Origin of the sequence: Albidovulum sediminis (assembly GCF_025380365.1) — a bacterium.
GTDB lineage: Bacteria > Pseudomonadota > Alphaproteobacteria > Rhodobacterales > Rhodobacteraceae > Albidovulum > Albidovulum sediminis.
Window position 1 is genome coordinate 694,407 of the sequence record NZ_JAOCQF010000001.1, and the last position, 13,915, is coordinate 708,321.

General features: G+C 69.8%; 16 protein-coding genes. 7 read left to right on the forward strand and 9 right to left on the reverse strand.

From position 1 onward, the window contains the following. Positions 1–102 precede the first annotated feature (102 nt). The gene (locus N5I32_RS03435) at positions 103–1,188 is read left to right on the forward strand and encodes an ABC transporter ATP-binding protein (RefSeq protein ID WP_261493991.1); all 1,086 of its coding nucleotides are present in this window, start codon (positions 103–105) and stop codon (positions 1,186–1,188) included. A gap of 11 nt (positions 1,189–1,199) precedes the next feature. On the opposite strand, the gene N5I32_RS03440 is transcribed toward N5I32_RS03435, so the two are convergent. Beyond that, on the reverse strand, positions 1,200–1,874 hold the full coding sequence (locus N5I32_RS03440) for a helix-turn-helix transcriptional regulator (RefSeq protein WP_261493992.1): 675 nt from the start codon (positions 1,872–1,874) through the stop codon (positions 1,200–1,202). A 235-nt stretch (positions 1,875–2,109) separates the two neighbouring features. On the opposite strand from N5I32_RS03440, the gene tatA reads away from it, so the two are divergent. From tatA to N5I32_RS03460, 4 genes are read left to right on the forward strand one after another with little or no spacing between them, the layout of a single operon-like run. Beyond that, positions 2,110–2,316, forward strand: a complete 207-nt coding sequence (gene tatA, locus N5I32_RS03445) for a twin-arginine translocase TatA/TatE family subunit (RefSeq protein ID WP_261493993.1) — start codon at positions 2,110–2,112, stop codon at positions 2,314–2,316. 54 nt (positions 2,317–2,370) lie between these two features. Then, entirely contained in the window at positions 2,371–2,985 is a 615-nt protein-coding gene (gene tatB / locus N5I32_RS03450; RefSeq protein WP_261493994.1) for a Sec-independent protein translocase protein TatB, read from the forward strand. After that, the gene (gene tatC / locus N5I32_RS03455) at positions 2,982–3,830 is read left to right on the forward strand and encodes a twin-arginine translocase subunit TatC (protein WP_261493995.1); all 849 of its coding nucleotides are present in this window, start codon (positions 2,982–2,984) and stop codon (positions 3,828–3,830) included. Before tatB ends, tatC begins: the two co-directional genes overlap by 4 nt. Continuing rightward, positions 3,827–4,666 (forward strand): ATP-binding protein, encoded by an 840-nt coding sequence (locus N5I32_RS03460; protein ID WP_261493996.1) that lies wholly within the window; start codon positions 3,827–3,829, stop codon positions 4,664–4,666. The genes tatC and N5I32_RS03460 overlap by 4 nt, the downstream gene beginning before the upstream one ends. A 21-nt stretch (positions 4,667–4,687) precedes the next feature. On the opposite strand, the gene N5I32_RS03465 is transcribed toward N5I32_RS03460, so the two are convergent. The 4 genes from N5I32_RS03465 to N5I32_RS03480 form a co-directional block, all read right to left on the reverse strand. Next, complete coding sequence (locus N5I32_RS03465) at positions 4,688–5,860, reverse strand: peptidoglycan DD-metalloendopeptidase family protein (RefSeq protein ID WP_261493997.1); 1,173 nt, start codon at positions 5,858–5,860, stop codon at positions 4,688–4,690. A gap of 68 nt (positions 5,861–5,928) precedes the next feature. Continuing rightward, positions 5,929–6,570 (reverse strand): protein-L-isoaspartate(D-aspartate) O-methyltransferase, encoded by a 642-nt coding sequence (locus N5I32_RS03470; protein WP_261493998.1) that lies wholly within the window; start codon positions 6,568–6,570, stop codon positions 5,929–5,931. Continuing rightward, the gene (gene surE / locus N5I32_RS03475; RefSeq protein ID WP_261493999.1) at positions 6,567–7,352 is read right to left on the reverse strand and encodes a 5'/3'-nucleotidase SurE; all 786 of its coding nucleotides are present in this window, start codon (positions 7,350–7,352) and stop codon (positions 6,567–6,569) included. The genes N5I32_RS03470 and surE overlap by 4 nt, the downstream gene beginning before the upstream one ends. A 157-nt stretch (positions 7,353–7,509) precedes the next feature. Continuing rightward, on the reverse strand, positions 7,510–8,172 hold the full coding sequence (locus N5I32_RS03480) for an SDR family NAD(P)-dependent oxidoreductase (RefSeq protein ID WP_261494000.1): 663 nt from the start codon (positions 8,170–8,172) through the stop codon (positions 7,510–7,512). Positions 8,173–8,316: 144 nt separating this feature from the next. Between N5I32_RS03480 and N5I32_RS03485 the strand changes: the two genes are divergently transcribed. After that, the gene (locus N5I32_RS03485; protein ID WP_261494001.1) at positions 8,317–8,907 is read left to right on the forward strand and encodes a biotin transporter BioY; all 591 of its coding nucleotides are present in this window, start codon (positions 8,317–8,319) and stop codon (positions 8,905–8,907) included. Between the two features lie 172 nt (positions 8,908–9,079). Then, positions 9,080–9,766, forward strand: coding sequence for an alpha/beta fold hydrolase (locus N5I32_RS03490; protein ID WP_261494002.1), 687 nt, complete (start codon positions 9,080–9,082; stop codon positions 9,764–9,766). 46 nt (positions 9,767–9,812) lie between these two features. On the opposite strand, the gene N5I32_RS03495 is transcribed toward N5I32_RS03490, so the two are convergent. The 4 genes from N5I32_RS03495 to radA all read right to left on the reverse strand — a co-directional run bounded on the left by N5I32_RS03495 (position 9,813) and on the right by radA (position 13,828). Continuing rightward, complete coding sequence (locus N5I32_RS03495) at positions 9,813–10,238, reverse strand: DUF1284 domain-containing protein (RefSeq protein WP_261494003.1); 426 nt, start codon at positions 10,236–10,238, stop codon at positions 9,813–9,815. Further along, entirely contained in the window at positions 10,235–11,698 is a 1,464-nt protein-coding gene (gene purF / locus N5I32_RS03500; RefSeq protein WP_261494004.1) for an amidophosphoribosyltransferase, read from the reverse strand. The genes N5I32_RS03495 and purF overlap by 4 nt, the downstream gene beginning before the upstream one ends. A gap of 93 nt (positions 11,699–11,791) precedes the next feature. Continuing rightward, positions 11,792–12,442 (reverse strand): CvpA family protein, encoded by a 651-nt coding sequence (locus N5I32_RS03505; protein ID WP_261494005.1) that lies wholly within the window; start codon positions 12,440–12,442, stop codon positions 11,792–11,794. 15 nt (positions 12,443–12,457) lie between these two features. Continuing rightward, positions 12,458–13,828, reverse strand: a complete 1,371-nt coding sequence (gene radA / locus N5I32_RS03510) for a DNA repair protein RadA (protein WP_261494006.1) — start codon at positions 13,826–13,828, stop codon at positions 12,458–12,460. Positions 13,829–13,915: the final 87 nt, after the last annotated feature.

The window sequence follows — 13,915 nt, forward strand, 5'->3', positions numbered from 1 at the left end:
CCCCGGCTTGCGGCCCCCTCCCGGCTTGCGGCCCGCGGCGACGGCTGCTATTCCCCGAAAGCCCGAGTGTTTTGATCGGGCTCGGCGCCTGGGAGAGGCTGCGTGACCGCGACACCGCCACGGCTTGAGGTTCAGAACCTGACCCGCGTCTACGATGGCAAGACCGTCGTCGACGACGTGTCGCTGACCATCGGGGCGGGGCAGGTGACCTGCCTTCTCGGCCCCTCGGGCTGCGGCAAGTCGACGACGCTGAGGATGATCGCCGGTGTCGACATGCAGGACCGGGGCCGCATCCTCGTCGATGGCGCGCTGGTCTGTGACACCGTGTTCCGGGTGCCGCCCGAGCGCCGCTCCATCGGGCTCATGTTCCAGGATTTCGCGCTCTTTCCCCACCTCAGCGTGGCGGAGAACATCGCCTTCGGCCTGCCGCGCCGCGACGGGGCGCGCATGGCGCGGGTGGACGAACTTCTGGAGCGCGTGGCGCTTGCGGGCTTCGGGGCGAAGTACCCGCACGAACTTTCGGGCGGCGAACAGCAGCGCGTGGCACTCGCCCGCGCGCTGGCGCCGCGTCCGCGCATCCTTTTGATGGACGAACCCTTCTCGGGCCTTGACGAACGGCTGCGCGACGGCATCCGCGACGACACGCTGGCGCTTCTGAAGGAGGAGGGGACGGCCGTCCTTCTGGTCACGCACGAACCGCATGAAGCGATGCGCATGGCCGACGAGATCGCGCTGATGCGGGCGGGCCGGATCGTCCAGCAGGGCGCGCCCTACAACCTGTACAACGCGCCGGTGGACCGGGCTGCGGCGGCCTTCTTCTCCGACGTCAACATCCTTGAGGGGCGGGTGCAGGGGGCGCTGACCCAGACGCCCTTCGGCGAGTTTCTCACCCCCGGTCTGGCCGACGGCACCGAGGTGGAGATCGTGATCCGCCCGCAGCACCTGAAGATCGACTTCGACCGCGCCGGCAAGGGGCCGCTGCCCACCGCCGCCGAGGGAACGCCGGCGCGGGCCGAGGTGGCGCGCGCGCGCTTCATGGGGCGCGAAAGCCTGGTCGAGTTCCGCCTTTGCCACGACGGGCGCATGATCCGGGCGACGGTGCCGGCGGTGTTCCTGCCCCGGCCCGGCACACCGATGTGGCTGATGCTGCGGCGCGACCGCTGCTTCGTCTTTCCCAAGGTCGCCTGAGCGACGGCACCTCAGGGGTGGGCCTGGCGTGCCAGGTAATCCTCCACCGTCCGGCCGGGCTCTGGCATGAAGGCGCCGCCGTCCGGGGTCAGGGCCTGGATCATGTCGACGCGGAACAGGCGGAAATCGGCCCTGAGTTCGCACCAGGCGAGCAGCGTCCAGACCTTGCCCCAGAACTCGAGTTGCAAGGGCCGGATGCGGCGCTGCGTCACCTCGCCCGCCTCGTCACGGTAGGCAAGCGCCAGCGTCAGATGCTCGCGGATCGCGCGGCGGATCAGGCCGAGGTGCGGGGCGGCGCGCGCCGCCTCGGCGCTGGAAAAGACGAAGCTGTCGCTGCCCGCCTCGGCCAGGATCGTGGGCGCGACCGCCGCGATCTTGGCGCGCAGGCTGACCGCGGCGCGCGCGGCGGTCTGGTCGGCGCCCGAGGCGACAAGGCCAAGGCCAAGGCGCAGCGCCTCGAACTCGTCGCGCGACAGCGCCACCGGGGGCAGGGCGACCGGGTCGCGCAGCATGTAGCCGATCCCGCGCTCACCCTCGATCGGCACGCCGTTGGCCTGAAGCCGTGCCATGTCGCGCCAGATCGTACGCACCGAAACGCCCGCGACCTGCGCAAGGTCGGCCGCGCGGTGCAGCCTGCCGTCGCGCAGGATTCGGATGAGGTCGATCAGGCGGTCGGCGCGGGGCATCGGGCGATCCGGGCAGGTCGGGTGACGCCGGGGCATGCCGGCTTGGCTGTCAGTTTCTGGCCGAGGCCGGTCGGAAAGGCAAGACTTACCGACAGAATCCTGTCAGTTGCCCGTGACCGCCGGCCATCGCCGCCATGGCGCAGGGCGCGGTTTGGGCGTTTGATGTCCACTGGAACGCCGGCAGGCCGCCGGCATGGACCCGCCCAAGTGGGCGGCCCTTTCGGAGGAACAAGACATGCAGATGGGTCCCTGGCAGCTGATCATCATCGCCATCGTGGTGCTGGTCCTTTTCGGGCGCGGCAAGATCAGCTCTCTCATGGGCGAGGTCGGCAAGGGCATCACCGCCTTCAAGAAGGGCGTGAAGGACAGCACCGCCGAGCTTGAGGACGAGGCCGCCAAGCCGGCCAAGGACGTGACGCCGGAAGAGAAGGACAAGGCCTGAGCCGGGCGCACGGGATTTCGGGCTGACGGTATTTCAGGCTGACGGGGGCCGCAGATGTTCAACATGGGCTGGACCGAGCTTCTGGTCATCGGGGTCGTGGCGCTGATCGTCATCGGCCCGCAGGACCTGCCGGAGATGTTCCGCCAGCTTGGGCGGTTCACCGGCAAGATCCGCGCGATGGGGCGGGAGTTCCAGCGCGCCATGGACCAGGCCGCCAAGGATTCGGGCGCCAAGGACGTGGCCAAGGACCTCAGGACCATGACCTCGCCCAAGTCGCTCGGCATCGACGCGGTCAAGGATGCGGCCGACCGCTTCGAGAAGTGGGACCCGCTGAAGCAGACCAAACCCGCGCCGAAGCCCGCGACCTCCGCGACCCCCGCGCCCGAAACGGCCGGACCTGCGGCGCTGGCCGGTGCCGCGCCCGCGGCCGAAAAGTCCGCGCCCGCAAAGCCCGCACCCGGCCCCGCGACGCAGGCGCTGGCCGAAAAGCAGGCGGCCCGCAAGGCGGTGATTGCCGATACGGCCGCCAAGCTCAAGGCCATCGACAAGGGCGAGGCTGCCGCTGCGCCCGCAGCCGCGCCGAAGGCCGCCGCGGCGGCCCAGGTCGTTGACGCGGCGCCGGCGAAACCCGCGCGCGCCCCCCGGAAGAAGAAGGCCCCCGAGGCATGACGAAAACCGACCAGATCGACGATTCGACCGCGCCGCTGATCGAGCATCTGCGCGAACTGCGCACGCGCATCCTTTATTCGATCAGCGCCTTCGCCATCTGCTTCATCCTCGGCTATCTCGTCTGGGAACACGTCTTCCGCTTCCTGACCGAGCCGATGTGCCGGGTGCTGACCGAGCGCGGGCAGGAATGCCAGCTGATCCTCGTGAAGATGCAGGAAGGCTTCTTCGTCGCCATCAAGATCGCGCTCTGGGGCGGCTTCGCGATGGCCTTCCCGATCATCGCCTACCAGATGTGGCGCTTCGTGGCGCCGGGGCTTTACAAGTCGGAAAAGGCGGCGTTCCTGCCCTTCCTCGTGGCCTCGCCGGTGATGTTCCTGATCGGCGGCGGCTTTGCCTACTACGTCATCCTGCCCTTCGCGTTCCGCTTCTTCCTCGGCTTCCAGGATGTCTTCGCCGACGCGATCGAGGCCGGGGGAACGCTCTCGTCGCCACCCACGGGCATCGCCTTCATGGGCTCGATGGAGGCCTATCTCTCGCTCACCATGACCTTCGTCATGGCCTTTGGCCTCTGCTTCCAGCTGCCGGTCCTGCTGACGCTGATGGGCAAGGCGGGGCTGATCTCCTCCCGCGGGCTCAAGGCGACGCGCAAGTATGCGGTGGTGGGCATTCTCGCCGTCGCCGCCCTCGTCACGCCGCCCGATGTGTTCTCCCAGATCATCCTTTTCGCCGCGATATACCCGCTTTACGAAATCTCGATCTTCCTCATCGCCCGGTTCGAGCGTGACCGCGAGGCGCAGATGCGCGCCGACGGCACCTGGGTCGAGGACGACGAGGACGCCGCGTGAGCGAGGAACTGCGCCGCATCGCCGAGGCGCTGGAGCGGATCGCCCCGGCCCCGTCGCGCGCGCCCGACTGGCAGGCAGCGGAGGCCTTCGTCTGGCACACCGCGCCCGACCGGCTTGAGCCGGTGGCGGAGGTCGCGCGGGTGGACCTGTCGCTTCTGGTGGCGGTGGACCGGGCGCGCAACACGCTTCTGGAGAATACGCTGCAGTTCGCGCGCGGATTTCCGGCCAACAACGCGCTCCTCTGGGGCGCGCGCGGGATGGGCAAGTCCTCGCTCGTCAAGGCGGTCCATGCCGAGGTGCTGCGGCAGGGCCACGGCCTCCGGATCGTCGAGTTGAGCCGTGAGGATCTGCCCTCGATCAGCCGGCTTCTCGCGCATCTGCGCGCCGCGCGCGACCACCGCTTCCTGCTGTTCTGCGACGACCTGTCGTTTTCCCACGACGACCAGCACTACAAGGCGCTGAAGGCGGTGCTTGACGGCGGGATAGAGGGGCGGCCAGCGAACGTGATCTTCTACGCCACCTCGAACCGGCGCCACCTGATGCCGCGCGACATGATCGAGAACGAACGGTCAAGCGCGATCAATCCCTCCGAGGCGGTGGAGGAGAAGGTGTCGCTCTCCGACCGCTTCGGCCTCTGGCTCGGCTTCCATCCGTGCAGCCAGGACGAATACCTGGCGATGATCCGCGGCTATTGCGACGCGCACGGGGTCACGATCGACGAGGAGACCCTGCGCGCAGAGGCGATCGAATGGCAGGCCACGCGCGGGGCGCGGTCGGGCCGGGTGGCCTGGCAGTTCTTCACCGATCTGGCGGGCCGTCGCGGCGTCCGGCTGTAAGGCCGGGCGCGCGGGCCTGCTTCACTTCAGGTAGGGCACCGGGTCGGCGCTCTCCAGCCCCTCGCGCACCTCGAAATGCACGAAGGCCGGGTCCGAGGCGCGGACGGCGGCGATGGCTTGGCCGCGCTTGACCTTGTCGCCCTTGGCCACCTTGATGCCGTCGATGTTGGCATAGACCGTCAGCAGGTTGCCGTCGTGCCGGATTACGAGGATCGGCACCTGGTCGGTATCCTTGGTGATCGCGGCCACGGTGCCGTCGGCGGCCGCCTTGACCGGGGTGCCGGCGCTGGCGGCGATGTCGATGCCCTCGTTCTTCTTCTTCTGGTAGGGGCGGATGATCTTGCCGTCGACCGGCATCCCGAGTCGCGCGGCCGAGGTCCGTTCCGCGCCGAGGTCGGGTGAGGGCGGGGTGGCAACCGGCGCGGCCGTGGGCGTGGTGCTTTCGGCCGGCAAGGGCGTCGCGGCCGAGGGCGGCACCGGCGTGGGCGAGCCCTGGCCAGGCTGGGTCACCGGCTCGGCCAGCGTTCCCGCCGCCGCGACCGGGATCAGCAGGTATTGCCCCTCGCGCACCGCGAGGTCGGCCGAAAGGCCGTTCCAGTCGGCCAGAGACTTGACGTTGACGTTGTAGAGCCGCGCGATGGAATAGGCGGTTTCGCCCCGCTGCACGCGGTGGCGGACCGGCTCGCCCACCGGGGCGGCGGCCGGCGTGGGGGCGCCGGGCTGCGCCGCGGTGCCGCCCCCGGTCTGCGCGCGGTCAATGGCGGAGGAGGCGATCGCGGTCACGTCGATGCCGCCGCCCGGCGCGGCGGTGACGGGCACGCCCGGCGTGCCGACCGGACCGGCCGCAACCCGCGTCGGCAGCACCAGCACCTCGCCGCGACGGAGCGGCGTGCCGAGCGGGACCGCGTTGAAGCGCGCAAGTTCGTCGGAATTCACGCCCACGCGCGTCGCGATGGAGGCGACGGTGTCGCCGTCCTGCGCGACGGCCACCTGGTAGTTCGGATAGGTGATGACGCCGCGCGCATCGGTCTGCGGCCGGGTCTGCACCGGCTGGGCGGCCGCGTCCGCGGTCGACAGCCCGCCCTGGCCATAGCGGCGCAGGTCGGGGTCGAAACCGTTGCAGGCGGCCAGCGAAAGGGCCGATACACCCAGCAGCGTCAGCGACAGCCACCGGCTCTTGCGGGAAAGGGTCATTGCTCGCTCCTCATCGCACGGGCTCCGTTGACCGGGCCATTCTCGTCTTTGCTCCGGGGCGCGCGCAGTCATTCCTGCCCCAGCCCCTCGACCAGCGGCACGAAGCGCACCGGGCGAAGTTCGTCGTAATCGTAACCTGCGGCGGTCCGCGTGACCCGGATCAGGCTTTGCACGGTGTCGGACTGGCCGACCGGCAGAACCATGATACCGCCTTCGCGCAACTGAGCCAATAGGGGCCCCGGCGGGTCTTCGGCCGCCGCGGTGACGATGATGCGGTCGAAGGGGGCCTGTTCGGGCAGGCCGCGGCTGCCATCGGCGGCAATCGCGGTGATGTTGGTCAGGTCGAGCGCGTCGAACACCTCCTGCGCCTCGCGGACAAGGCGGCGGTGGCGCTCGACCGTGTAGACGCGGCGCGCGATCTGGCTGAGGATCGCGGCCTGGTAGCCCGATCCGGTGCCGATCTCCAGCACCTTGTCGCGCGGGCCCGCGTCGAGCGCCTGCGTCATCAGCCCCACGACCGAGGGCTGGCTGATCGTCTGGCCGCAGGCGATCGGCAGCGGCGTGTCCTCATAGGCGCGTTCGGCGAACAGGCCCTTGACGAAAAGGCCGCGGTCGATCCGCTCCATCGCCGAAAGGACGCGCGGGTCGGTCACGCCGCGGGAGCGGAGCGCGTAGAGAAAGCGCATCTTCCGCTCGGCCGCGTCGGTCATGCGAGCGCGGCCTCCAGATCCTTCAGCCGGTCATGCGCGGTCAGGTCGGCGCGCATCGGCGTCACCGCGATATAGCCCTCGAGGTTGACCGCGACATCGGTGCCCGGTGCCGTCGGCTCGTGCTGCGGGCCGCCGGTGATCCAGAGGAACTTGCGCCCGGAAGGCGAGATGTGCGGCTCCACCCCGAAGAAGGTGTCACGCCGGTAGCCCTGCGCCGCGACCCGGGTGCCGCGGACGGCGGCGGCGGCCACGGGCGGAAAGTTGACGTTGTAGAAGATGCGGTAGTCCTCGGCGTCCCAGTGCCCCTTGTCGAGAAGCCGGCGCACGATGCCGGCGCCATGGACCCGCGCGGCCTCGAACGGGTCGTCGAGGTCGCTGGTCGCCGGGCCCATGAACTGGCTGAGCGCGATGGCGGGCACGCCTTGCAGGGCCGCCTCCATCGCGCCGCCGACGGTGCCGGAATACAGCACGTTCTCGCCCGCGTTGTTGCCGCGGTTGACGCCGGAAAGGACAAGGTCGGGTCGCCCGCCCTGGAAGACGTCGTAGATGCCGGCAAGGACACAATCGGCCGGGCTGCCTTCGGCGGCATAGCGGCGGGGGCCGAGTTTCGCGATCATCATCGGGTGGGTGTAGGAGATGCAGTGCGCCACCCCCGACTGCTCGAAGGCCGGCGCGACCGTCCAGACCTCGCCCGCCGCGCCTGCGATCTCGGTCGCGATGGCGGTCAGGACCTCGAGCCCCGGCGCATTGATGCCGTCGTCGTTGGTGATGAGAATGCGCATGTCCGCCGCCCTGCCTGCTGTCCCGCCAACCCCGGTGTTTTTCCCTGCTTAGACGGAAGCCGAGGGCAGGTAAAGGCGGCATGGTCCCCTGGCGCGCGCCCCCCCCGCGGGGCACCCTTGGCGGTTCCTCCGGCGGACGTGTCGGGCCGCGCGGCGATCAGAGCCGGGCGAGCAGGCGGGCGGCCTCGTCATGGATGTCGGCAAGGGCCGCGCGATCCTCGCCGGGGAAGAAGCGCGCCCGCGTCGCAGTGGCCATGGGGCGGGGCGTCTCGATCAGCACGCGGGGGCCGATCTTCACCGTCTCCGCCTGCCAGCTTTGCGCCAGCGCGATCTGCGCGGCCTTGGTGGCCCCGTAGGCGCCGAAGAACTTCTGCCCAGCCCGCGGGTCGTCGAGGAAAAGTGCGATGCCCGCGCGGGCGCGCAGAAGCGGCTCCAGGAGCGGGATCAACGCGGCGGTGGCGCGCAGGTTGGTGGCCACGGACTTGTCGAAATCCTTCATGTCGGCGTGCCCCGCGGGGGCGAGCGGGGCGGCATGGATGGCGGCATGGACCCAGAGACCGAGGCCGCCCCAGCGCCCCGCGACCGATTGCGCGAGATGGGCCATGGCCTTGTCGTCGGCGATGTCCATCGGGGCGAGCGTTGCCTGCCCACCCGTCCCGTCCCCGCGCGCCGCCTTGATGCGGTCGTCCAGTTCCTCAAGCCCGCCGACGGTGCGCGCCACGGCGATGACATGCCAGCCGGCGGCGCCAAGGGCCGCGGCCATCGCAAAGCCCAGCCCGCGCGAGGCGCCGGTGACAAGAGCGGTCTTTTCAGGGGTCATGTGCGGGCCTCATCGGTCTGGAACGCGGTTCCTTTGGCACCCCGGCCGGACGGGTGCAACAGAATTGATTGATGGAACTGATTGACAGGGCGCCGCGGCGCAGCGAAATTGCGCGCCGAAACGACCTCAGGAAGGAATGCGCCCATGACCCTCTCCAAGGCCCTCGTGCCGTCCCAGTCGATGCTTGCCCGTACGCTCATGGTTCTGGGCGGATCGCTGTTCATCGCGGTGGCCGCGCAAGTCACCGTGCCGATGATTCCGGTGCCGATGACGCTTCAGACGCTCGCCATCCTGATCGTGGGCCTGACCTTCGGCGCACGCCTTGGCGCCGCGACGCTGGTGGCCTATCTCGCCGAGGGCGCGATGGGGCTGCCGGTCTTCGCGGGCGGTATGAACGGGGTGGCCTTCTTCGGCCCGACCGCGGGCTTCCTCGCGGGCTTCGTCGGCATGGCCTGGATCGCGGGCCTTGCGGCCGACCGCGGGGTGCGGGGCTTCCTGCCGACCGCGCTGGTGGCGCTGGTCGCTTCGGTGCTGCTCTATGTCCCGGGCGTGGCCTGGGCGATGCTCGCGGATGCGGCACTCGGCCTCGACGCCTCGGCCTGGGGTGCGGATACCGCCGCGTCGGTCTGGCAGTACTACATGGCGCCCTTCCTCCTCGGCGACACGCTGAAGGCGGTGATCGCCGCGCTCGTCGTCACCGGCGGCTGGGCGGCGCTGAAGGGCCGCAACGGCTGAGCCTTGTCGCAGGATGACACCGAAACGCCGCCCCTCGGGGCGGCGTTTTCCTTTCCACAGGGCCGCATGCGGGCGATGGTGCAGTCCGGCGGCGCCGGGCCCTGACGCTTGACAGGCTCCGGGGCAGGGCGATCATGGTGGTGTCCAGACCATCCTGACCGGAGGGCCGGAAATGCCCGCCACCTTCATCCTTGTCCATGGCGCCTTCGGCTCACCGGCCGAACTTGCCCCGACCGTCCCCTTCCTCGAGGCGCGCGGCCACCGGGTCGTCAACGTCGATCTGCCTTGCGAACGCGCGGAGGCGATGCTGGAGGATTACGCCGCCGCCGTTACCGCCGCGATGCGGGGATGTGACCGGCCTTGCGTGCTTGTGGCCCATTCGGCGGGCGGTACGACGGTTCCGCTTGTGGCGGCCCGTGTTCCGGTTGACCGCATGGTCTTCGTCGCCGCCATCGTGCCGGAGCCGGGCCAGTCGATTGTCGGGGCCATCGGGCCGGAAGTCGCGGGCATGATCACCTCGATCACCGTCGACAACGGGAACGGGACGCGGGCCTTCGACATCGACCTGCTCACCTCGCTGGCTCTGCCCGAGGAACGGGAGGCCTACAGGGCGTTCCTGCAAGCGACCCAGCGCAACCAGGGGTGGGCCGCGGTAAACCAGCCCTGGCCGGGGGCGGAGGTGGCGCAGATCCCGCGCCACTATGTCCTGTGCACCGAGGATCAGGTCATTCCGCCCGCACTCCAGCAGGTCTTCGCAGCCCGGCTGGGCGTGGATCCGGTCGAGATTGCCTCGGTCCATGCGGCCTTCACCTTCAAGCCACAGGAACTGGCCGAGATCCTCGCCTCGTTCGTCGAGTGATCGGGCCGCGGGGCCGCGTGCGCGCGCCGGCGATGGCGGGCGCCGCTCAGCCTTTGTCGGCGTGGAGCCGGGTGAGGGCGGCCTCGCAGAGGCCGTAGGGCTCCCACTCGCAGCCCGCGCAGAGCGTCCTGAGGCTGCCCGGCGGCACGTTGGCGCGGATGCGCACCTTCGCCTCGCCCCAGGTCAGCCGTTCGCGCGGCTCCAGCCGGAGGGCGGCGGCATGGGCGCGGTCGAGCGCCTTGATCTTCGGCTCGCTGGTGCAGGCCCGCCCGCGCCGCTTGGGGCAGGGGGCGCAGATGTCGTCGGTGGCGCCCGTTACCTCGATCACAGTCGCACCGCCCCCCGCCGCCCTGAGCCGCCCCACGACGATCGCCGTCATGTTGCCGGTGAAGGCGTCGGAGTAGCCCTTCCCCTCGAACCCGAGCGAGCAGAGGAAATGGTGCGGGCGATAGCGGACCGTGTCCCCGTTCACTCCGCCGCCTTCATCGCGAAGCCCTGTGCGATCTGGTCGGAGGGCGCGACCGGGTATTCGCCGGAGAAGCAGGCGTCGCAATATTGCGGGCACTTGGCGTCGCGGCCCTTCGCCTCGCCCACGGCGCGGTAGAGCCCGTCGAGCGAGATGAACTTCAGGCTGTCGACGCCGATCCAGTCGCGCATCTCCTCCTCGTTCATCGTCGCGGCGAGGAGCTTGCCGCGGTCGGGCGTGTCGACGCCGTAGAAGCAGGGCCAGGCGGTGGGGGGCGAGGCGATGCGGAAATGCACCTCGGCCGCGCCGGCATCGAGGATCATGTCCTTGATCTTGCGGCTGGTGGTGCCGCGCACGACGCTGTCGTCGACCAGGATCACCCGCTTGCCCTTGATGAGCGCGCGGTTGACATTGAGCTTCAGCCGCACCCCCATGTTGCGGATCTGCTCGGTCGGTTCGATGAAGGTGCGGCCCATGTACTGGTTGCGGATGATCCCCATGCCGTAGGGGATGCCGCTTTCGGCCGCGTAGCCGATCGCCGCGGGCGTGCCCGAATCGGGCACCGGGCAGACGAGGTCCGCCTCGACCGGGCTTTCGCGCGCCAGTTCCACCCCGATCTGGCGGCGCGTCTCGTAGACCGAGCGGCCGCCGAGGATGGAATCGGGGCGCGAGAAATAGACATGCTCGAATATGCAGAAGCGGGGCTTCGCCGGGCCGAAGGGGCGGGAGCTTTCGATCTGCCCCTTGGCGATCACCACCATCTCGCCCGGCTCGATCTCGCGCACGAACTCCGCCCCGATGATGTCGAGCGCGCAAGTCTCCGACGACAGGACGAAGCCGTCGTCGCCCAGTTTGCCGAGCACCAGCGGGCGCACGCCCAGGGGATCGCGCACGCCGATCAGCTTGGTGCGCGTCATGGCGATGACGGAAAAGGCGCCTTCGACCGCGCGCAGCGCGTCCTTGATGCGTTCGGAAAGCGATTTCTGGATCGACCGCGCCATCAGGTGGATGATGCATTCGCTGTCCGACGACGACTGGAAGATCGCCCCGCGCTCGATCAGGTCACGGCGCAGCGCGGCGGCGTTGGTCAGGTTGCCATTGTGGGCGATGGCGGCACCGCCCATCGAGAACTCGCCGAAGAAGGGCTGCACGTCGCGGATCGCGGTATGGCCCTTCGATCCGGCGGTGGAATAGCGCACATGGCCGATGGCAAGGCTGCCCGGCAGCATCTGCATCACGTCGGCCTTGGTGAAGTTGTCGCGGATGTAGCCGAAGCGGCGGGCGTTGTTGAATCCCTCGGCCTCGTCATAGGCCACGATGCCGCCCGCCTCCTGCCCCCGGTGCTGGAGCGCATGCAGGCCGAGTGCCACGAAGTTCGCCGCGTCGGGAACGCCGATCACGCCAAAGACGCCGCACTCCTCCTTCAGCTTGTCGTCGTCGAAGGGGTGGGCATAGAAGCGGGTCATCGGCAGGGCTCCGAATCCGGGTACCGTCTTGGCCCTTCCTTTAGTGGCATGGGCGGGCGGTGTCACGCCCTGCCGTGCGCTTTTCTGGCGCGATCAGCCGCCGGAGGACGGCGCGGTCAGCGTCTTGGCGCCGCTGTCGTCTCCGGTGCCGCCTTCGGGGGCCGGCGCGGGTTCGGCCTCGGGCGTCGCGGTCGCCGGGCAGCTTGACACCAGTTCCTCGTATTTGCGCACCACCCAGCCCGGCGCGTCGGTCGGCATCTGTTCGTTCAGCCGCGCCTCGAAGTCCTGGAATATCTCGGCCGAGCGCGAGTTGTCGACGACCGGGATCGACGACCCGGCCAGCGCGCGCTCGTAGACAAGGAAGGCAACCGCCACCAGCACCAGCCCGCGCAGCGCGCCGAAGAGGAAGCCGAGCGCCTGATCGACGCCGCCAAGCGCGGAGCGCTGCACCGCCGAGGCAAAGAGCGGGATGAAGATCGAGGCCACGACCAGTGTCAGCGCCAGCACGACGGCGAAGGCCGCGATCATCGAAAGCTCGCAACTGTCGCCGAGGAACCGGTCAAGGACCGGGATCTGCTGGACCAGCGGCTGTGCCTGCGGGGCGAAGATGAAGGCCGCGATCGCCGCCGCCACCCAGCCGCCGATGGCCAGCGCCTCGCGCACGAAGCCGCGGCTGTAGGCGAGCACCGCCGACAGCAGGACGATGACACCCACACCGGCGTCGACGATGGTGAAGCCTTCCATGCTCGTTCTCCTGTCCTAACCCGCGCCGAACAATTCGCCGACAAAGGTCACGAGGTCGGGCATCTTGCGTACCCTCATCCCCTCATCGTTGCCCCCGGATTTTGACTTTTCCGGGGCTATCGCCGTTGAGAAACCAAGTTTTTGCGCCTCTTTCAACCTGTTTTCCGTCTGGGCGACAGGTCTGAGCGCCCCGGACAGGCTGATTTCGCCGAAAATCACCATGTCTGGCGGCAAAGCCACATCCTCGCGCGCCGAAAGCAGCGCCGCGGCGATGGCAAGGTCGGCCGCGGGTTCGGACACGCGCATGCCGCCGGCGACGTTGAGGAACACGTCGAGCCCGGCAAAGGGAATGCCGCAGCGCGCCTCGAGCACGGCGAGGATGGTGGAAAGCCGGCCCCCGTCGATGCCCACGACGGTGCGGCGCGGGGTGCCCGGGGGCGCGGGTGCGACCAGCGCCTGCACCTCGGTCAGCACGGGCCGTGTCCCCTCGATCCCGGCGAAGACGGCCGAGCCCGGCGCGGGCTGGCCGCGGTCGGACAGGAACAGCGCCGATGGGTTGGCGACCTCGGCCAGCCCCGCGCCCGTCATCTCGAACACGCCGATCTCGTCGGCCGGGCCGAAGCGGTTCTTCACCGCGCGCAGGATACGGAACTGGTGGCCGCGCTCACCCTCGAAGTAAAGCACGGTGTCGACCATGTGCTCCACCACCCGGGGGCCGGCGATCTGGCCCTCTTTGGTGACATGGCCGACGAGGATGACCGCGGTGCCGCGCGACTTGGCGAAGGTCACCAGTTCATGCGCCGCCGCGCGGACCTGCGCCACCGATCCGGGCGCGCTGTCCACGGTATCAAGCCACATGGTCTGGATCGAATCGATGATCGCCAGGCCGGGGCGCTCGGTGTCGAGCGTGGTCAGGATGTCGCGCAGGTTGGTCTCCGCGCCCAGCATCACCGGCGCCGTGCCCAGGCCCAGGCGCTGCGCCCGCATGCGCACCTGCGCGCTCGCCTCTTCACCCGATATGTAAAGGCATTTCAGGCCGTTGCGGGCGAAACTTGCGGTGACCTGCAAAAGCAGGGTGGACTTGCCGATGCCGGGGTCGCCACCGACCAGGATGGCCGAGGCCGGCACCAGCCCGCCGCCAAGGACGCGGTCGAACTCGGCCAGCCCGCTTGACCGGCGGGGCACCGGCGCTTCCTCGGTCGCGAGGCTGGTCAGGCCGATCGTGCGCCCGCGCGCGCCCCCCAGCGCCCGCGCGCCGGGGCCTGTCGACAGCGGCGCCCCCTCGGCGATGGAGTTCCAGGCCCCGCAGGCGTCGCAGCGGCCCGCCCACTTGCGGTGGACCGCGCCGCAGGCGGTGCAGGTGAAGCTGGTCTGAGCCTTTGCCATGACGCTTCCTGCCCGATGCACCGCGTTCTGGCAAGGGCGGAGCGGAAGGGGCGTTGACCTTCAGCGGGGGCGGCGCTAGCCACGCAG